16 protein-coding genes and 1 rRNA gene are annotated in these 17,359 nt (G+C 72.5%); 6 read left to right on the top strand and 11 right to left on the bottom strand.

Annotated elements, in window-relative coordinates; genetic code table 11:
- Positions 1-148 precede the first annotated feature (148 nt).
- Both rrf and ACFYXU_RS06765 read left to right on the top strand, forming a co-directional pair.
- Positions 149-265 (top strand): 5S ribosomal RNA (gene rrf, locus ACFYXU_RS06770).
- A gap of 88 nt (positions 266-353) precedes the next feature.
- Entirely contained in the window at positions 354-2,336 is a 1,983-nt protein-coding gene (locus ACFYXU_RS06765; RefSeq protein ID WP_389456712.1) for a pentapeptide repeat-containing protein, read from the top strand.
- Between the two features lie 6 nt (positions 2,337-2,342).
- Here ACFYXU_RS06765 and ACFYXU_RS06760 read toward each other — a convergent pair whose 3' ends face one another.
- From ACFYXU_RS06760 to ACFYXU_RS06745, 4 genes are read right to left on the bottom strand one after another with little or no spacing between them, the layout of a single operon-like run.
- The gene (locus tag ACFYXU_RS06760; protein ID WP_389456710.1) at positions 2,343-3,011 is read right to left on the bottom strand and encodes a response regulator; all 669 of its coding nucleotides are present in this window, start codon (positions 3,009-3,011) and stop codon (positions 2,343-2,345) included.
- Positions 3,008-4,180: a sensor histidine kinase gene (locus ACFYXU_RS06755; protein ID WP_389456708.1), complete on the bottom strand. Its 1,173-nt coding sequence runs from the start codon at positions 4,178-4,180 to the stop codon at positions 3,008-3,010. The genes ACFYXU_RS06760 and ACFYXU_RS06755 overlap by 4 nt, the downstream gene beginning before the upstream one ends.
- Before the next feature lie 48 nt (positions 4,181-4,228).
- The gene (locus ACFYXU_RS06750; RefSeq protein ID WP_384562382.1) at positions 4,229-5,002 is read right to left on the bottom strand and encodes an ABC transporter permease; all 774 of its coding nucleotides are present in this window, start codon (positions 5,000-5,002) and stop codon (positions 4,229-4,231) included.
- Positions 4,999-5,901 carry an ABC transporter ATP-binding protein gene (locus ACFYXU_RS06745; protein ID WP_389456706.1) on the bottom strand — a complete coding sequence of 301 codons (903 nt, stop codon included), beginning with the start codon at positions 5,899-5,901 and terminating at the stop codon, positions 4,999-5,001. The genes ACFYXU_RS06750 and ACFYXU_RS06745 overlap by 4 nt, the downstream gene beginning before the upstream one ends.
- 143 nt (positions 5,902-6,044) lie before the next feature.
- Here ACFYXU_RS06745 and ACFYXU_RS06740 point away from each other — a divergent pair, with 143 nt between their 5' ends.
- A complete protein-coding gene (locus ACFYXU_RS06740; protein ID WP_389456704.1) occupies positions 6,045-6,632 on the top strand; it encodes a GNAT family N-acetyltransferase in 588 nt (195 codons plus the stop codon).
- Here the strand turns inward: ACFYXU_RS06740 and ACFYXU_RS06735 are convergent.
- The 6 genes from ACFYXU_RS06735 to ACFYXU_RS06710 form a co-directional block, all read right to left on the bottom strand.
- A complete protein-coding gene (locus ACFYXU_RS06735) occupies positions 6,615-8,198 on the bottom strand; it encodes a type VI secretion protein (RefSeq protein ID WP_389456702.1) in 1,584 nt (527 codons plus the stop codon). The genes ACFYXU_RS06740 and ACFYXU_RS06735 overlap by 18 nt on opposite strands.
- Complete coding sequence (locus ACFYXU_RS06730; protein WP_329849754.1) at positions 8,199-9,593, bottom strand: ATP-binding protein; 1,395 nt, start codon at positions 9,591-9,593, stop codon at positions 8,199-8,201.
- 20 nt (positions 9,594-9,613) lie between these two features.
- Positions 9,614-11,167 (bottom strand): SCO6880 family protein, encoded by a 1,554-nt coding sequence (locus ACFYXU_RS06725; RefSeq protein WP_361392591.1) that lies wholly within the window; start codon positions 11,165-11,167, stop codon positions 9,614-9,616.
- Positions 11,164-12,495 (bottom strand): hypothetical protein, encoded by a 1,332-nt coding sequence (locus tag ACFYXU_RS06720; protein WP_389407634.1) that lies wholly within the window; start codon positions 12,493-12,495, stop codon positions 11,164-11,166. The genes ACFYXU_RS06725 and ACFYXU_RS06720 overlap by 4 nt, the downstream gene beginning before the upstream one ends.
- Positions 12,485-13,324, bottom strand: a complete 840-nt coding sequence (locus ACFYXU_RS06715; RefSeq protein WP_389407633.1) for a hypothetical protein — start codon at positions 13,322-13,324, stop codon at positions 12,485-12,487. The genes ACFYXU_RS06720 and ACFYXU_RS06715 overlap by 11 nt, the downstream gene beginning before the upstream one ends.
- A 99-nt stretch (positions 13,325-13,423) precedes the next feature.
- Positions 13,424-13,732: a hypothetical protein gene (locus ACFYXU_RS06710; RefSeq protein WP_024757447.1), complete on the bottom strand. Its 309-nt coding sequence runs from the start codon at positions 13,730-13,732 to the stop codon at positions 13,424-13,426.
- Positions 13,733-14,081: 349 nt separating this feature from the next.
- On the opposite strand from ACFYXU_RS06710, the gene ACFYXU_RS06705 reads away from it, so the two are divergent.
- Together ACFYXU_RS06705 and ACFYXU_RS06700 are read left to right on the top strand one after the other, a co-directional pair.
- Complete coding sequence (locus ACFYXU_RS06705) at positions 14,082-15,080, top strand: NlpC/P60 family protein (RefSeq protein WP_389407632.1); 999 nt, start codon at positions 14,082-14,084, stop codon at positions 15,078-15,080.
- 224 nt (positions 15,081-15,304) lie between these two features.
- On the top strand, positions 15,305-16,027 hold the full coding sequence (locus ACFYXU_RS06700) for a phosphatase PAP2 family protein (RefSeq protein ID WP_376509783.1): 723 nt from the start codon (positions 15,305-15,307) through the stop codon (positions 16,025-16,027).
- Positions 16,028-16,133: 106 nt separating this feature from the next.
- Here the strand turns inward: ACFYXU_RS06700 and ACFYXU_RS06695 are convergent, their stop codons facing one another.
- Positions 16,134-16,289 carry a hypothetical protein gene (locus ACFYXU_RS06695; protein ID WP_361392601.1) on the bottom strand — a complete coding sequence of 52 codons (156 nt, stop codon included), beginning with the start codon at positions 16,287-16,289 and terminating at the stop codon, positions 16,134-16,136.
- A 130-nt stretch (positions 16,290-16,419) separates the two neighbouring features.
- Between ACFYXU_RS06695 and ACFYXU_RS06690 the strand changes: the two genes are divergently transcribed.
- Complete coding sequence (locus ACFYXU_RS06690; protein WP_376509781.1) at positions 16,420-17,268, top strand: hypothetical protein; 849 nt, start codon at positions 16,420-16,422, stop codon at positions 17,266-17,268.
- Positions 17,269-17,359 lie beyond the last annotated feature (91 nt).

Genomic DNA, 17,359 nt, shown 5'->3' with positions numbered 1-17,359 from the left:
CGGATGTGGAAGCCCAGTAATGGGTGGAGCTGACCGGTACTAATAGGCCGAGGGCTTGTCCTCAGTTGCTCGCGTCCACTGTGTTAGTTCTGAAGTAACGAACACGCCCCCCTTTCGGGTGGTGCGGCGGTTCATATCTTCATAGAGTTTCGGTGGTCATAGCGTTAGGGAAACGCCCGGTTACATTCCGAACCCGGAAGCTAAGCCTTTCAGCGCCGATGGTACTGCAGGGGGGACCCTGTGGGAGAGTAGGACGCCGCCGAACAATTTTTAGCCTCAACCCCTGGACCTTGTCCGGGGGTTGAGGCATTTTTGCGTTCTGGGACAGATGCGAGAGCAGGGGGCACGCAGACGTGGATTTCGCGTCCTGGAGTGACTGGGTCCGGGCCGTGCTGGGGGTGTGCGTCACCGGTCTGGTGATCGTGCTGCTCTGGCGGGGCGTCACGTGGGGGGCCGGCTACCGGGATCCGCACCGGAGGACCGGCCAGCGGATCCTTCTGGTGCCCCGCCGGCTGGTGCGGGGGAGAGTGGAGGCGCTGCGGCCCTCCGTACGGGCCGTCGTGGCCCTGCGGCGACACCAGGGCGTGCCGAGTGCCCTGCCGCTGAACGAGCTGCTCGTGCGCCTGGTCGAAGCCGACCGTGCGGCGAGGGTGCTGCGGTGGGGCCGACGCGTGTGGGCCGCGGTCGTGCCCGGGCTGCTGCTGGTCGGAGGGCTCGTACTGGGTGCCTGGGTGGTGGCGTACGCGGACGTCGCCGCCGGTCGCGGCCTGTGGTTCCTCGCCCCCGACAACGTCTTCGGCTCGCTCTTCGGTGAGCGGGGGCTCACCGAGGGAAGCGAGGAGTGCACCGGCTGGTCCCTCCTGCTCGGCTGCGAACCGGAGGTCGTCCCCTGGTGGTCCGGAGCGGAGTCCGGCTTCGTCTTCGGGGTCGCCGTGGGGCTCGTCGTCGGCGCCTGGTGGATCCGGCGGGCCGCCATGCGCGACTTCACCCGCTGGGCACGGCAGGAACCGCCCCTGTCCGCCTGCCTGGTGGCACTCGGCGCGTGCCGCGCGGCGCTTCGCACGCCCGCACCCGAGGCGTCCGTCCTCGACGAGGCGGTCGCCGAACTACGGGCGGCAATCCAGGATTTCGCTCGGTGGGGGCCGCCCGCGGACGCCGAGCGGCGGCGCGAGCTGGAGGAGCACGCCGGGCGGGTCGCCGCGACGCTGCACGAGGCCTCGGGGCGGGTGCTGCGGGAAGGGGTGCCGGTGGCGCTGCCCGCGCTCGTACGGCTGCTGGCGCAGCTCCAGGACCGGCTGCACGCCTCCCGGTGGCTCGCGTTGCTCGACGCCTCGCTCCTCGTCGCGGCGCCGGCTCCGCCACCCGGGCCCGTCCCGGGTGCGGCGGCCTCCGCGGAGGGCGGGCGCTGGCAGCGGTACATGGCCCTGGCGACGGCCCTTCCGGCGATCCCAGCGCTGCTGGCCCTGGCGTTCACGGCGGTGACGATCACTCAGGCGCGGGACACCCTGCGGATCACCGAGCGGGGGCAGATCGCGTCGAGCTACAACGACACCGTGGCCAATCTGGGCGACGACTCGGTCGACGTCCGGACCAGCAGCATCTTCGCCCTGAAGCGGATCATGGAGGAGTCGCCCCGTGAGCAGCCGGCGATCGTGGAGATCCTGTCCGCCTATGTGCGGGACAAGGCCAAGATGCCGTCGAAGGCCAAGGCGGAGGCCCTGCGTCGACAGCCCGGTACGCGGCCGCCCGAGGACGTCCAGGCGGCTCTGAAGGTGCTGGGAACCCGTCCGCAGGGGGTGGAGGGGGAGGGCGTTGTGGACCTGCGGCGGACCTTTCTGGTGGGTGCGGATCTCACCGACGGGGAGTTCGCCACGGCGGACTTCCGCGGGGCGGATCTGACGTTCGCCCTCCTTCACGGGGGGTTCCAGGGCGCTCCGTTCGTCGGTGCGAGGCTGCGTGGAGCGGGGCTGAGCGACGGGCGTTTCTCGCAGGCTGACTTCAGTGGCGCCGACATGGTCGGTGTCGTCTGGGACGGTGCCGACTTCGAGGGCGCGAACCTGGAGGGTGCCGACCTCACGAGGGCTTCGTACGACCCCGCCGTCGGAGAGTCGTCCGTCGACCTCTCCGAGGTGGTCCTCTCCGGGGCGAACCTCACGGACGCCGATCTGACCGGCGCGCGGCTCGTGGATGCCGACCTCGGTGAGGACAGGGAGAACAAGCTGCCCGCGGCGAACCTGACCCGGACGGACTTCACCCGTGCCGATCTGAGGGACGCGCGTCTCGACGGTGCGGACCGCAGGACCGCCGTGTGGACGGACGCCAGGACGGGGAGCTGAGGCGGGTCAGGTCGCCGGGGTCACCAGGCCCGTGTCGTACGCGAGGATCACCGCCTGCACCCGGTCGCGGGTGGCGGTCTTCGCGAGGACGCGGCCCACGTGGGTCTTCACCGTGGACTCCGCGAGGTGCAGGCGTTCGGCGATCTCCGTGTTGCTCCAGCCCCTCCCGATGACCGTGAGGATCTCGCGTTCCCGGTCGGTGAGGGTGGCGAGGCGGGGGTCCTCGGCCGGGGGCGTGGCGTTCGGACGCGGGAGGTGCTGGACGTAGGCGTCCAGGAGGCGGCGGGTGAGGCTCGGGGCGACGACCGCGTCGCCGGCGGCCACCGCCCGGATGCCCGCGAGGAGTTCCTCGGGCTCGGCGTCCTTCACCAGGAAGCCGCTCGCGCCGGCGCGCAGCCCGTCGTACGCGTACGCGTCGAGGTCGAAGGTCGTGACGATCAGGATCCGGGTGCGGGCGCCGGTGGCGACGACGCGGCGCGTGGCCTCGATGCCGTCGAGGCCGGGCATCCTGACGTCCATCAGGACCACGTCGGGGTGGTGCCGGTCGACCAGGCGGATCGCCTCGGTGCCGTTCGACGCCTCGGCGACGACCGTCATGTCGTCCTGGCTCTCCAGCAGCATGCGGACGCCGAAGCGCTGCATCGGCTGGTCGTCGGCGATGAGAACGGTCGTCACGAGGGGGATTCCTCCAGGGGGATGCGGAGCCGTACGCGCCAGCCGTCGCCCGTGGGCAGGGGGCCGGTGTCGAGTGTGCCGTCGTAGCGGGCCGCGCGCTCGCGCATGCCGGTGAGGCCGTGGCCCCGGCCCGGTGCGCGCGACGGCGTGCCCGTGTCGGTGACGAGCAGTTCCAGGGCGCCGGAGCCGTACGACAGGCGGACGGTCGCCGTGGCGTCCGGGCCCGCGTGCTTCAGGGTGTTGGTGAGGGCTTCCTGGAGGACGCGGTGGACCGTGAGCTGGGCGCCCGCGGAGAGCGCGGGGGCCGCCGGGGGGAGGTCGGCGTGGACGAGCAGGCCCGCTCTCCGTACCCCCGCGATGAGGGGTTCCAGGTCGGTCAGGGTCGGCTGGGGGGTCCGGGCCGCGGTCTCGTCGTCCTCGTGCAGGACGCTCAGGAGGCGGCGGAGTTCGGCGAGGGCCTGGCGGCTGGTCGTGCCGATGGCGTCGAGGGCCTGGGCGGCGCGCTCCGGGTTCTTCGGCGCCGCGTACCTTCCGCCGTCCGCGAGGCTCGTGATGACGGAGAGGTTGTGGCCGATGATGTCGTGCATCTCGCGGGCGATCCGGGTGCGTTCGGCGGTGGCGGCGAGGCGGACCTCGTGGGTGCGTTCGTCCCTGCGGGCGCGGAGCGCGATGCCGAGCAGCGCCACGATCGCGTACGCCCACAGGGCGGGGACGACGCGCTGGTCCCAGGACTCCGACGGGAAGCGGACGGCGCCCGTGACGAGGGGCGGGGCGATGAGGGCCAGGGCCCAGAGGAGGGCGCGCGGCGGCCGGCCGAGCGCGATGTGGAAGAGCGGGAGCATCTGGAGGTAGGCGGCCTGGAGGAAGGCGCCCGAGCCGTCGCCGATCAGGGCCGCGCAGGCCATCACCGCGAGGGCCGTGAGCGGGCGGCGGCGGCGCCAGTGGAGCGGGAGGGCGAGGAGCAGGCTCAGGGTGACCACGAGCCAGACCGGGACGGACGGGTCGCGGGCGGTGTTCCGCCAGCCGCCGGCCGCGTCCACGAGGGCGGCCACCGTCCAGGTGGCGGTGACCGCCGCGTCCCACACCCAGGGGCGCCGGGCGTCCAGGGCCCGGACCCGGCTCCCGAGCCGCTGGGCGTACCGGCTCGGGCCGGTCGTCTCCGTCGTCATCCCGCCCCCACCTCTGTCGTCATCCCCGCCGTCGGCCCGTCACCATCCTCATACGTCGCGGCGCTTGAGGAACAGCGCGGGTACGGCGAGGGCCGCGGCCGCCCACAGCAGGAGGGCGAGGAGCGCGGCGCCGGGCGAGGCGGCGCCGGGGAGCGGGGTCGCGGAGCCGAGGGCGCCGGCCGCCTGGGTGGGGAAGTACCGCACGGCCGTGTCCATCGCCTCGTACGGGAGCATCCCGAGGATCTCCGGGACGATCAGGACCCCGCCGACGAAGGCGCCGATGGCGCCCGGCACCGAGCGGAGGGCGGCGCCGAGGCCGAGGGCGATCACGCCGAGGAGGGTGACGCCGGTGGCGTTGCCCGCGACGGCGGCGAGGACTCCGTCGTCGGTGAGGGAGGCGGCCTGGTCGGTGTCGGAGAGGAAGACCTGGGCGGTGAGGAAGGTCAGGAGGGCCGTGAGCAGGGAGAGGGTGAGGACGGTGGCCGTGTAGACCGCGGCCTTCGCCCACAGGACGGGCAGGCGGCGGGGGACGGCGGTCAGGGAGGCGCGGACCATGCCGGTCGCGTACTCGCCCGCGGTGACGAGGATGCCGAGGACGGCGAGGGCGATGGCGCCGAGCTGGGAGCCGTACAGGGTGAGGACGACGGTGTCGACGTCGGAGTCGCCGCCGCCGGAGGTGTACGTGGCGCCCATCAGGATGCCGACGCCGAGGAGGAGGGCGGCGGAGGTGAGGGCGGTGATCCAGGTGGAGCGTACGGTCCACAGTTTGTGCCACTCCGAGCGGAGCACGCGCGCGGGGGTGAGGGACGGGGTGGTGGTCATGCGGGGGCTCCCTGGTACTCGACGGCGTCGCGGGTGAGGTCCATGAACGCCTGCTCCAGCGAGGGCGCCTGCGGGGTGAGTTCGTGGAGGGGGACGGCGTGGGCGGCGGCCGTGCGGCCGATCTCCGGTGCCTCCAGGCCGGTGACGAGGAGGGTGTCCGGGGTGTCCGAGGTGATGCGGGCGCCGGGGAGCAGCGTGCGCAGGCGGTCCGCCTCGGGGGTGACGACCTTGACGCCCGCGCCGCCCGAGGACCGTACGAGCTGCTCGACGGTGGTGTCGGCGAGGAGCCTGCCCCTGCCGATGACGATCAGGTGGTCGGCGGTGAGCGCCATCTCGCTCATGAGGTGGGAGGAGACGAGGACGGTGCGGCCCTCGGCCGCCAGGTTCCTGAGGAGGGTCCGGATCCAGAGCACGCCTTCCGGGTCGAGGCCGTTGACCGGCTCGTCGAGGATGACGGTGGACGGGTCGCCGAGGAGCGCGGCGGCGATGCCGAGGCGCTGTCCCATGCCGAGCGAGAAGCCCTTGACGCGTCGGTGGGCGACGTGGGTGAGGCCCGCGAGGGCGAGGACCCGCTCCACGCGCGTGCGGGGGATGCCGTGCGTGTGGGCGAGTGCCATGAGGTGGTGGTGGGCGGAGCGGCCGGGGTGGACGGAGCGGGCTTCCAGGAGGGCGCCGACGTGGGTGAGCGGGTCGCGGTGGGCGGCGTAGGGGCGGCCGTCGACGGTGGCGTGGCCGCGGGTGGGGGCGTCGAGGCCGAGGATCATGCGGAGGGTGGTCGACTTGCCGGCGCCGTTGGGGCCGAGGAAGCCGGTGACGGAGCCGGGGTGGACGGTGAAGCTGAGGTCCTGGACGACGGTGGTGTCCCCGTACCGCTTGGTGAGGTTCTCTGCGCGGATCATGTCGTCGACGCTACGGAGCGGGCGGTGCCCGGGCGTCGGACCGGGGGCGGGTGCGCGGGGTGCGGCGTAGTACCCCGGTACGACGGGGGTGGTGTGGGGAAAAGGCCTTGTCCGGGGGTGCGGGGCTCGTCAGGATCTGTCGCATGGACTATTCGATACGCGTGATCCGCGCCGCGGAGTGGGAGAAGACCCGGGAGATCCGCCTGGCGGCTCTGCGGGACCCGATCGCCCATCTCGCCTTCCTCGACACCTACGAGGCCGCCGTCGAGCGGCCCGACGCCTTCTGGCGGGAGCGGGCGGAGGGGGCGTCCGAGAGCGGGGACGGGAGCGTGCGGCAGCTCGTCGCCGAGGGGACGGACGGCAGTTGGGCGGGCACGATCTCGCTGCTCGTGGAGCGGCCCTCGGACGAGGTGCGCTTCGGTGACGCGCCGAAGGTCGACCAGACGCACATCGTCGCCGTGTACGTGCGGCCCGAGGCGCGCGGGACCGGTGTGATCGACGCGCTGTTCCGGGCGGGGGTGGAGTGGTCCTGGACGCTCACCGAGCCGGAGGTGGCGCGGGTGCGGTTGTACGTGCACGAGGAGAACGCGCGGGCCGCGGCCTTCTACCGGCGGTTCGGGTTCGTCGCCACCGGGGAGCGGGTGCCGGTGCCGGGGCACGACACGGCGATGGAGGACGAGTACGAGCTCCTGCGGCCGGGGTCGGCCGTCGGTTCAGGCGCGGGAGCCTAGCCCCTGCGACGGGCGCCGTCCGGTGTGCGGGGCGCCGGCCCAGGCGGTGTCGGGCCAGCGGGTCATCGCCTGCTGCTCGGAGCGCATCAGGGCGACGGTCGGGAGGCCCTGGGTGGGGCCGGCGGCGAGGAGGTCCGGGAGCTGGGGGAGCGGGGCCACGGCGGCCACGTCGTCCAGGACGAGGGTCAGTGGTGGGTCGAGCCGACCGTCGGATGACCGTGCGGCCATGCGGCGGCCGTGCTCGACCACGCTTGCGGCGAGGGCCGTGAGGAGCGGCATCGCGCCGGGGTGGGTGCGGGGATCCTCGATCGCCTCGCCCACCACGTAGAGGGTGCCCCCTTCGGCGACGAAAGATGCCAGCGCCAGCGAATCCGTTCGATTCGGTGTGCACGCTTCCCTGATGTGGATCGAGGAGAGGGCGGCCAGGGCACGGGCCGTCAGTTCCTGGGCGAGGCGGCGGCTTTCCGGGTGTGCGGTGAGGGCCGACTCCAGGAGGCCCGCCAGGCCGGACGCGGCCTTCGGGTGGCTGCGGAGGATCCGTACGGGCTCGTGGGCGCCGGCTCCCTGCGCCCAGCGGTGGACCTGCCGGAAGGGGCGGCCGTCGACGGCGGCGGCGTGCAGCCAGCAGCGCAGGAGGGTCTCCGCGGTGTCGGCGGTGGCGGCGTCGAGGCGGGAGTGGGGGCGTACGGGGGCGAGCAGGGCGGTCGCGCGGTCCTGCGCCACGGCCGGGTCCTCGCAGTGCTCGGAGGGCGACCAGTGGAGCCGGGCCGGGGTGTCGCAGAGGTGGCCGGTGTCGTGGACCAGGACCGGGCCGAGCTTGCCGCGGGCGTCCTTGGTGGCGGACCAGACGGCGGGGTCGGAGGTGACGACGAGGGCCGGTCCCTCCGCGTCCAGGATCGCCTGGACCGCGACGGGGCGGCGGGTCTCCGGGGGGCCGTAGACGGTACGGGGGGTGGCTATGGGGGCCGGTGGGGCGGTCAGGGGCGCGGGGGCGGGTTCCGGTGTCGGTACGGGCGCGGTCGCCGGTACGGGTGCGGGTTCGGGTGCTGGTACGGGCGCCGGAGCCGGTGCCGGTGTCTCGTGTGCGCCGGGCGGTTCCGGTGCGGGCTTCTCCGACGGGTGGCGGGGGGCCGGGGGCGCGGTGGGCTCTTCCCGTCCCCGGGCGGGTTCCTCGCGTACGGGGGTGGGCGTCGTGCCGTACGTGCCCGCCTTGCGGTGCGCACGGACGGCGCGCCAGCGGGTCACCGTGCCCAGGACGAAGATCGCGAGGACCATGAGGATCATCGCCTCGCCGATCAGCAGGCCCCAGAAGAGGCCGTACCCCGACAGCTGGCCCGGCGGGGTCGCCGGCCAGGCGGCCGCGAGGTCCGTCGGGGCCGTCGCCAGGGAGCGCAGGGCGGTCGGGGTGCCGGTGAAGTCGACCCCGTCCGGCCAGGCTCCGTGGGCGAAGACGCCCGAGAGTCCGGTCGCCGTCCACGCCAGGACGGTGAGGCAGAGGAGGAGGGCGAACAGGCTGAGGAGCAGCCCGTCGGAGACTCCTCCGCCTCCCTTCCGCGCCTGTTCCATCTAGGCCACCGTCGACTGCGAAGTGCCGTTCATCTGCTGCTCGATGAGGATCGCGCGCTGTTCGGTCTCCCACTCCAGCTCCGGGTCCGTGGCGGAGGACTCGGTCATGGCGCGGTCGGTGTAGACGAGCGGGCGTTCCTTCTCGGTGATGAGGTGTTTGACCACCTGCACGTTGCCGTTGACGTCCCAGACCGCGATGCCGGGGGTGAGGGTCGGGATGATCTCGACCGCCCAGCGGGGCAGGCCGAGGACCCGGCCCGTGTTGCGTGCCTCGTCGGCCTTCTGGGCGTAGATGGTCCGGGTGGAGGCCATCTTGAGGATCGCCGAGGCCTCCTTGGCCGCCGCTCCGTCGACGACGTCGGAGAGGTGGTGGACGACGGCGACGAAGCTCAGGCCGAGGCGGCGGCCGAACTTCAGCAGGCGCTGGAACAGCTGGGCCACGAACGGGCTGTTGATGATGTGCCAGGCCTCCTCGACGAGGAAGATGCGCTTCTTCCGGTCGGGGCGGATCCAGGTGTGCTCCAGCCAGACGCCGACGATCGCCATGAGGATGGGCATGGCGATGGAGTTGCGGTCGATGTGGGAGAGGTCGAAGACGATCAGGGGCGCGTCGAGGTCGATGCCGACCGTGGTCGGGCCGTCGAACATGCCGCGCAGGTCGCCGTCGACGAGGCGGTCGAGGACGAGCGCGACGTCCAGGCCCCAGGCCCGTACGTCGTCTATGTCGACGTTCATCGCCTCGGCGGATTCGGCCTCCGGGTGGCGGAGCCGCTCGACGATGTCGGTGAGGATCGGCTGCCGGTCGGTGGTGTGCTCGGTGACGTACGCGTGGGCGACCTTGAGCGCGAAGCCGGAGCGCTCGTCGAGGCCGTGGCCCATCGCCACCTCGATGATGGTGCGGAGCAGCGCGAGCTGGCCCGTGGTGGTGATCGAGGGGTCGAGGGGGTTGAGGCGGATCCCGGAGTCGTTGGCGACCATGGGGTCCAGGCGGATGGGGGTTATCCCCAGCTCCTGGGCGATGAGGTTCCATTCGCCGACGCCGTCCTCGCCCTGGGCGTCGAGGACGACGACCTGCCGGTCGCGGAAGCGGAGCTGGCGGAGCACGTACGTCTTCTCCAGGGCCGACTTTCCGTTGCCGGACTCGCCCAGGACCAGCCAGTGGGGGGCCGGGAGCTGCTGGCCGTACAGCTGGAAGGGGTCGTAGATGTAGCCCTTGCCGCTGTAGACCTCGCGGCCGATGATGACGCCGGAGTCGCCGAGGCCGGGTGCGGCGGTCGGCAGGTAGACGGCCTGGGCCTGGCCGGTGGAGGTGCGGACGGGCAGGCGGGTCGTCTCGACCTTCCCGAAGAGGAAGGCGGTGAAGGCTTCGGTGAGGACGGACAGCGGATCTCGCATGGCTCTGTGCCCCTTCGGCCCTAGCGGCGGATGCCGGTCGCGAACGGCAGGGTGTTCACGAAGGCCCGGTGGTGCTCGCGGTCGCACCACTCCAGCTTCAGGTACGACTTGCCGGCGGAGGCCCTGATCGTGCGCTTGTCCCGGGCGAGGGCCTCGGGCGAACGCGACGACACCGTGATGTACCCGACGAGGTTCACTCCTGCCGCGCCGCTGGCGAGATCTTCACCCCGCTGGTCGAGCCGGCCGTGGGCGGCGATGTCGCGGGGGTCGACCGTGCGGTTCATCTTGGCGGCGCGGCTGGCGTCGGCCTGGTCGTTGGTCTTCTCGGTGAGCATCCGCTCGATGGCGACCTCGGTGGGCTCCAGGTCCATGGTGACGGCGACCGTGCGGATGACGTCGGGGGTGTGGACGAGGAGCGGGGCGAGGAAGTTGACGCCGACCGGGGTCATCGGCCATTCCTTCACCCAGGCGGTGGCGTGGCACCAGGGGGCGCGGGTGGAGGACTCGCGGGTCTTGGCCTGGAGGTAGGTCGGTTCCATGGCGTCGAGCTCGGCGGGCCAGGCGTTGCGTTTCGTCATGGCCTGGATGTGGTCGATCGGGTGGTCCGGGTCGTACATGGAGTGCACGAGGGAGGAGAGCCGGGACTGGCCGAGGGGCTGGCGGACGCGGATGTCGGCCTCGGCGAGGCGGGCGCAGATGTCGGTGAGCTCGCGGGCCATGACGACGGCGAGGCCGGCGTCGCGGTCGAGCTTGCGGGCGCCGGAGGCGTGGCGGGCGGCGCGGGCCATGGCGTTGGCCTCGGCGGCGAGCTCGCGGGTGTAGTGCATGCAGGCGACGAGGTAGGCGCGGTGCTGCTCGCTGGAGGTGGAGACCATCGACTGGAGCTGGTCGTAGGACTCCTGGAGCCACGGGGGCGCGTTCTGGTCGCCACGCTGGCCGACGTCCTTGGCGTGTGCGTCGGGGTCGGCGGGGAGGGTGCGGGCGAGCATCTGGAGGCGGGTGACGAAGCCGTCGCCGTTGGCGACGTGCTTGAGGAGGGTGCCGAAGCGGTCGACGAGGGCCTCCTGGTCCTCGCTGTCGCGCAGGCCGACGCCGGGGCCCTCGATCTCGATGGCGGCGGTGACGGTGCGGCGGTCGGCGTGCAGGAGGACGGCGATCTCGTCCGGGCCGAAGGGGGCGGCGAGCCAGCCGACGCGGCCGATGCCGGGGGGCGGGCCGACCTCGACCTCGCGGCCGTCGAGGCGGGTGCCGGCCTCGTTGGCGACGGAGCGGTAGGCGGTGCCGCGCTTGAGCATCCGCTTGTAGCTGCGGTTGATCTCGAACCACTTGTAGAAGGTGCGGTGCTTGTACGGGAGGTACACGGCGGCGATCGCGAGCATGGGCAGGCCGGCGAGGAGGGCGATCCGCAGGGGGAGGGCGGGGACGAGGAGGCCGCTCATCATGCCGAGGAAGGCGCCGACGATGATCAGGGCGATCTCGCCGGTCTCGCGGTTCTTGCCGACGATCGCGTTGGGCCGGGCGCGGCCGACGAGATACGTGCGGCGGGGCGCGACCGGCTGGGACTGGGTCGTCAACGCCCTGCACCTCCAGAGTTCTTGCGGTTGCCGTGCGGGGTACCCGCGGTGGGACTGCTGCTACGGGGCGGGGGCGTGGCGCCGCCGCCGGTGCCGCCACCGCCGCCTCCGCCGCGGCTGCTGTGGGCGGCCATGCCGCCGGAGAGCGGGTTGGCGGGGCGGGGGCCGGAGCCCTGGGAGCCGCCGCCTCCGCCGCTGTCGCGGGTGCTGTGGGTCTTGATGCCCTGGGAGACGAGGGAGGCGGGGGAGGAGATGACGGCGGCGGCCGTGTTCTCGCCGGCGCGGTGGAGGCGGTTGTCGCGGGAGGCGGCGATCTCGTCGCCGAAGCCGGGGACGAAGCGGTAGATCATCGCGGAGGCGAAGATGGCGAGCAGGATGATCGAGAGGCCGGAGACCACGGCGGAGACGGAGTCGGGGCCGGAGCCGGAGGAGAGGGCGCCGGCGAGGCCGAGGACGATCACGATGACCGGCTTGACCAGGATGATCGCGATCATGATGCCGGCCCAGCGGCGGACGTGGCCCCACATGTTCTTGTCGACGAGGCCGGAGTAGACGACGACGCCGAGGAGGGCGCCGACGTACAGCAGGACGGCGCGGAGGAACAGTTCCAGGTAGAGCACGCCGGCGGCGAGGACGGTCACCAGGGACACGATGATCAGCATGATGGGGCCGCCACCGATGCTGTCGCCCTTCTGGAGGGCCTCCTTGAAGCTGCCGAAGAAGATGTCGGTCTGCTGGCCGGTGCCGGAGGCGATGACCTCGGTGATGGCGTCGGTGGCGTTGACGACGGTGTACAGGATCAGGGGCGTGAACGCGGAGGCGAGGACCGTCAGCCAGAGGAAGCCGATGGCTTCGGAGAGGGCGGTGGTGAGGGGGACGCCGCGGACGGCCCGCTTGGCGACGGCGAGGAGCCAGAGGAGGAGGGTGAGGAAGGTGGAGGCGGCGAAGACGATGGCGTAGCGGCCGAGGAACTGCATGTTCGTGAAATCGACGTCGGCGGTCTCCTTGACGGCCTTGGAGAGGTAGTCGACGGTGGCGACGGCGGCGTCGGCGAAGCCGCGGGCGAGGGAGGAGAGGGGGTCGAGGGAGGCGGGGTCGGTGACGGTGGTCTTGTCGGCGCCACCGCCGGATCCGGCACGGCCGTTCTCGCAGTAGTCCCGCGCGGGGCCGCGGATCAGGTCGCAGGGGTTGTTCCGGCCGCTCGGGCTCGGTGTGGGAGTGGGCGTCGGCGCGGCGAACGCGCGGCCGGCGAAGAGCACGACGGCCGTCTGCGCCGCGCCGAGGGCGGCGGCGATCCTGGTCCCGCGGGGAAGGCGCTTACCGGGCATAGGTGAAGCCTCCGAACTGACCGACCGCGTCGCTCATCTCCTCCGCCGTGGAGGCGCGCTGATCCCGGCCGACGGGCACCGGGCCGTCCTTCTGGCTGAAACCGGTGACCTTCCAGTCGCCGTCGACCCACTGCAGCTCGTACGAGCCGGTGTACCAGGCTTCGGAGACGGGGTTCTTGGAGCCGTCACCGGCCATGCCGAACAGGGACGAGAACCACACCGACACGGTGGCCTTGGCGTCCGAGTAGTTCTCGACCTTCGATCCCACCGGGACGATGCGGGAGATGAACGTCAGGCCCTGCGGGGTGGTGCCGTCCTCGTGGAGACCGATCCGGCCGAGGAAGCCCTTGTCCGCGTAGACCTTGTCGAGGTCGGCCTGACGCGCCGCGGCGACGGCGGGGGCGTACACGGTGCGGACGATCTCGCTCCGTGCCGGGCCGGAGAACATCTCCGCCGAACCCAGCGCCACCGCGTAGTTCGTCGCCGCGCTCTGGGCGCCCTGGTCGTCGTGGGCGTAGCCGGTGGGGATCTGGCCGTTCTTGCCGGTGACCGGGCGGACGCCGGTCGCCGAGGTGGGGGCCGTGCTGCCCGGGGTGCCCGCGCGGGGGCCCGCCGTGTCCGTCGGTTCGGTCTCGCCGCGGTTGGCGAAGGCGATCGCGGCGACGAGGAGGACCACCACGCCCACGACCGTGATGAGGGATCGGGAGCTGCGGACGGGGCGGCGGGCGCCGCCGTAGACGTCGCCGCTGTTGCCTTCGGGCAGGCGGGTCCGGGTCTGGCCCGAGCCGCCCGCGCCGCCGAAGCTGTCGTGCTCGTCGCCGGGACTCATGCCGGGTGCGCCCCCTCACTCGTTCGCGGGTACGGCCGTGCTTCAACATGACTGGGCATCAGGGAACGCATTCTCAGGAGGGTCGGGTCCGACGGGAGATCAGACGGCCATCCCGTACACGATGGTGAACAGCGTCCCCAGTGATCCGATGATGAAGACGCCGGTCAGACCGGCGACGATCAGGCCCTTGCCCTGTTCCGCGCTGAACGTGTCGCGGAGGGCGGTGGCGCCGATGCGCTGCTTGGCCGCTCCCCAGATGGCGATGCCGAGGCAGAGCAGGATGGCCACGGCCATCACGACCTCGATCATCACCTTGGCCTCGTTGCCCAGGCTCCCGAAAGGTCCCCAGTTGGGGGCGATTCCACCGATGATGGTGGTGATGTCGCCCTTCTCGGCCGCCAGGTACATGTAACTCACCGCCCCTGTTGGGTACTTGGTCGCCCCTGCCGGACGGCATGGGTCATCGCCCTATCTTCGCTGATGAAACCGCCCACGTGCGACGGCTTGGCGGCTCTCTTTACCCGATCCCCGCACACTTGACCGATCTGACCGTCTTGACCTGCGGTGGTGTGGCCGGTTTCCATGCGAAGAAGCGTATGGTCACTCTGTGTATCACGGAGAGTGACTCCGGGCAATGATTGTCGTTGTTGCACTCTTGGGGCGGTGTCGGACGGCGTCCGCCTAGACTGGCTCGCGGGGCGTACTGCCATGAGCCGAGGGGTGGTTGACGGTGCGTAGGGCTGGCAAGGCGTGGCTGATGGCCGGCGGGGCCCTGGGGGTCTGCCTCGGCTTCGTCGCGCTGCTCGTGGTCGGTACGTACTCCGCGGCCGCCGGGATCGCCGGCGGCGCGGCCGGCAAGGGCGGCTCCGTGGCGCTCGCCAAGGGGGCCGTGCCCGAGCTGTACCAGGGGCTGGTGCAGCGGTGGGGGAACCTGTGTCCGGCCATCAATCCGGCGCTGCTCGCCGCCCAGCTCTACCAGGAGAGCGGCTGGAACCCCCGGGCCGTCTCCCCGGCCGACGCGCGCGGCATCGCCCAGTTCATCCCCGGCACCTGGGCCGGGCACGGCATCGACGGCGACGGGGACGGCGACCGGGACATCTGGGACCCGAAGGACGCGATCGCGTCGGCCGCCTCGTACGACTGCGAGATCGCCGGCTACGTCAAGGACGTGCCCGGCGACCCGGCGGACAACATGCTGGCCGCCTACAACGCGGGCGCGTACCGGGTCATCCGGCACGGCGGGGTGCCGCCCATCAGCGAGACCCAGAACTACGTGCGCATCATCCGGTCGCTCGAGAAGAGCTTCGCCCGCCCGGTCGGCCGCGTCGCCCCCTCGCAGCAGGCCGCGGCCGCGATCTCCTACGCGCAGGAGAAGCTGGGCACGCCCTACCTCTGGGGCGGTACGGGCACGGCCGCGCAGAACGGGCGCTTCGACTGCTCCGGCCTCACGCAGGCCGCGTACGAGACCGTCGGCGTGACGCTGCCGCGCGTCGCCAACGACCAGTACAACGCCGGGCCGCACCCCGCCCGGGACGAGCTCCTCCCGGGCGACCTGGTGTTCTTCTCGGACGACCTGACGAACTCCCGGGCCATCCGGCACGTCGGCATCTACGTGGGCGGTGGCTACATGATCGACGCCCCGCGCACGGGCGCGGTGATCCGGTTCGACCGGATCGACACCCCGGACTACTTCGGGGCCACCCGCGTCACCCGCGAGGGCGCGGCGGCGCTGCCCACCCATCTGCCGCAGGCCTAGCGGCAGGAGACGGACCGTCGGGCGTTCTTCGGGGCTTATCGGGCATGGCTGGAACTCTCCGTCATGCACAGGCCCTGAGCTGCGGTGCACCGTCACTCTTCGATAACGTCAGCATGATCCACCGGAGAGAGCGGAACGTACGCCTCAGGCGGTTCGTTCCCCCGATCCGACCGCTCTGACCACGGGGGTTGGAAACCAGACACGAGAGCAAGGGGCCGCAGCAGATGGCTGGACTCGCATCGGACGGCTCGAACCCCGATGTCGGCCTGCTCTACGACATCAACGGACTGGCCAAGGCCGCTCCGCCGTGGTTCGACCGCGTCATGGAGTTCGTCGGCGAGTACGGGATCGTGCTCGCGATGGTCCTCGTCGTGCTCTGGTGCTGGTGGAGCGTCCGCCGGCGCGGCACCGCCACCGACTCCGTCGCGGCCGTCGCCGGGCTCGTCTGGGCCCCGCTGGCGGCCGGCATCGCCCTCCTGGTCAACATCCCCATCCGCGACTTCGTCGAGCGCCCCAGACCCTTCAGGGACCACCAGGGCCTGGAGGTCCTGGTCGACGGGAAGACCGACTTCTCCTTCGTCAGCGACCACGCCACGCTGGCGATGGCGCTCGGCGTCGGCGTCTTCGTCGCGCACCGCCGCTTCGGCCTCGCCGCCATCGGCCTGGCGCTCGCCGAGGGCTTCGCGCGCGTCTACATGGGCGTCCACTACCCCACGGACGTGATCGGCGGCTTCGCGCTGGGCACGGCCGTGGCCCTGCTGCTCGCCCCGGTCGCGCTCGCCCTGCTCACGCCCGTCGTCTCCGCCGTCGCCGGATCCGGCCGCGGCGCCCGGCTCGTCCGCTCCCGCCGGGCCGACGCGGCACGCCGCCCGGAGGCCTTCGGCATCGCCGAACCCCGCCTCGGCGGCCCCGCCCCGACTACCGGCCAGAAGGACCTCGCCGCCTAGGGCGTGCCGTCACACTCTCGTCTGCCCCCCGGGCGGCGACGGGACTTTGATGACACGCCCCGGGCCTGCCTCGCCCGGTGCGTGGCACGTCCGGCGGGAGCGCCCCCTAGGAGCCGTTCGCGCGGAGGTGTTCCGTCGCGTCCGAGCGGGCCTTGTCGCGGGATCTGCGGGCCGGGCCCGTCCAGCCGCAGCTGCACCGTGCCAGCGCGAACGAGCCGCGCTCCGTCGTCGTCGTGGTGTGGGCGGAAGCCTGCGCGTGCACCCCACCACGGTACTGCGCGTGACGCGACGCCCCGCCCGTCGTTATGCGGATCGGGTGTCCCCGGGACCCGAGGGTCCCGGGAAGGGCGGGTCCCGGGCGAACAGCGGTGAGGCGTTGGGGGTTGGCGGCGATGGTGGAGCACCGGTACGGGCGTCCGCACGGACGGGGCGGAGGGGCGTTCGCCGTCACCGCCGTCCTGGTCGGCTCCCTCGTCGGGACCGTCACGGTCACGGGCTGCGCGGCCCCCGACGACCCGAAGGCGGCGGCGGCCACCGACCCCGCCCTGGCCGTACGGGACGCCGCCGACGCGCTGGCGAGGGCCGGCACCTCCAAGGCGGGCACCTCCATGGAGATGGCCTCCGGCGGGACCCGGGTCACCATCCGGGGCGAGGGAAGCTACGACTTCCGGCGCCGCACCGGACGGCTCCAGGTGCTGCTGCCGAGGGACCCGGCCGGGACGAGCGAGCACCGGCCGATCACCGAGCTCCTCACCCCCGGCGCGCTCTACATGAAGAACCGGGGCGCCGGGGTGCCCGCCGACAAGTGGGTCCGGGTCGACACCACGACCCTCGACGACGGCAACCTCGTCACCGGCGGCGCCACCGACCCGGCGGCTGCCGCCGAGCTGCTGCGGGGCGCCCGCGAGGTCGTCTACGTCGGCGAGGTCGAACTGGCAGGGGTGAAAGTCAGCCACTACCGGGGGGTCGCCGACATCGCCCGCGCCGCCCGGGCCGCCTCCCCGCAGCTGCGCGGGGCGCTCACCGCGGCGGCGAAAGGGTTCGCCGACGACACCGTGCCCTTCGACGCCTACCTCGACGGCGAGGGGCGGCTGCGGAAGGTGCGCCACCAGTTCAGCTTCAGCAACCAGGGCCGGACCGTCGCGGTCGCCTCGACCACCCTGCTGTACGGCTTCGGGGTCCCCGTCGAGGTCGTGCTCCCGGACCGCCGGGACATCTACGCCGGGAAGATCAAGGCCTGACCTGGCCCGCTCGCGGCGCTGACCATCGGCAAATGGTCCGGACGTGTCATGCGCGGTCCGTGGCCCCGTCCCTACGCTGGGAGACCGCTGG

It is taken from the genome of Streptomyces sp. NPDC002232 (assembly GCF_042890295.1).
Lineage (GTDB): Bacteria > Actinomycetota > Actinomycetes > Streptomycetales > Streptomycetaceae > Streptomyces.
Note: the sequence above shows the minus strand (reverse complement) of the source record. Positions and strands in the feature narration are given on the sequence as shown.

Bases quoted from the DNA above. Each gene is read 5' to 3' on its own strand.
- ACFYXU_RS06755 (WP_389456708.1), bottom strand. From the start codon at position 4,180: ATGACGACGGAGACGACCGGCCCGAGCCGGTACGCCCAGCGGCTCGGG.
- ACFYXU_RS06750 (WP_384562382.1), bottom strand. From the start codon at position 5,002: ATGACCACCACCCCGTCCCTCACCCCCGCGCGCGTGCTCCGCTCGGAG.
- ACFYXU_RS06745 (WP_389456706.1), bottom strand. From the start codon at position 5,901: ATGATCCGCGCAGAGAACCTCACCAAGCGGTACGGGGACACCACCGTC.
- ACFYXU_RS06740 (WP_389456704.1), top strand. From the start codon at position 6,045: ATGGACTATTCGATACGCGTGATCCGCGCCGCGGAGTGGGAGAAGACC.
- ACFYXU_RS06735 (WP_389456702.1), bottom strand. From the start codon at position 8,198: ATGGAACAGGCGCGGAAGGGAGGCGGAGGAGTCTCCGACGGGCTGCTC.
- ACFYXU_RS06730 (WP_329849754.1), bottom strand. From the start codon at position 9,593: ATGCGAGATCCGCTGTCCGTCCTCACCGAAGCCTTCACCGCCTTCCTC.
- ACFYXU_RS06720 (WP_389407634.1), bottom strand. From the start codon at position 12,495: ATGCCCGGTAAGCGCCTTCCCCGCGGGACCAGGATCGCCGCCGCCCTC.
- ACFYXU_RS06715 (WP_389407633.1), bottom strand. From the start codon at position 13,324: ATGAGTCCCGGCGACGAGCACGACAGCTTCGGCGGCGCGGGCGGCTCG.
- ACFYXU_RS06710 (WP_024757447.1), bottom strand. From the start codon at position 13,732: ATGTACCTGGCGGCCGAGAAGGGCGACATCACCACCATCATCGGTGGA.
- ACFYXU_RS06705 (WP_389407632.1), top strand. From the start codon at position 14,082: ATGGCCGGCGGGGCCCTGGGGGTCTGCCTCGGCTTCGTCGCGCTGCTC.
- ACFYXU_RS06700 (WP_376509783.1), top strand. From the start codon at position 15,305: ATGGCTGGACTCGCATCGGACGGCTCGAACCCCGATGTCGGCCTGCTC.
- ACFYXU_RS06690 (WP_376509781.1), top strand. From the start codon at position 16,420: ATGGTGGAGCACCGGTACGGGCGTCCGCACGGACGGGGCGGAGGGGCG.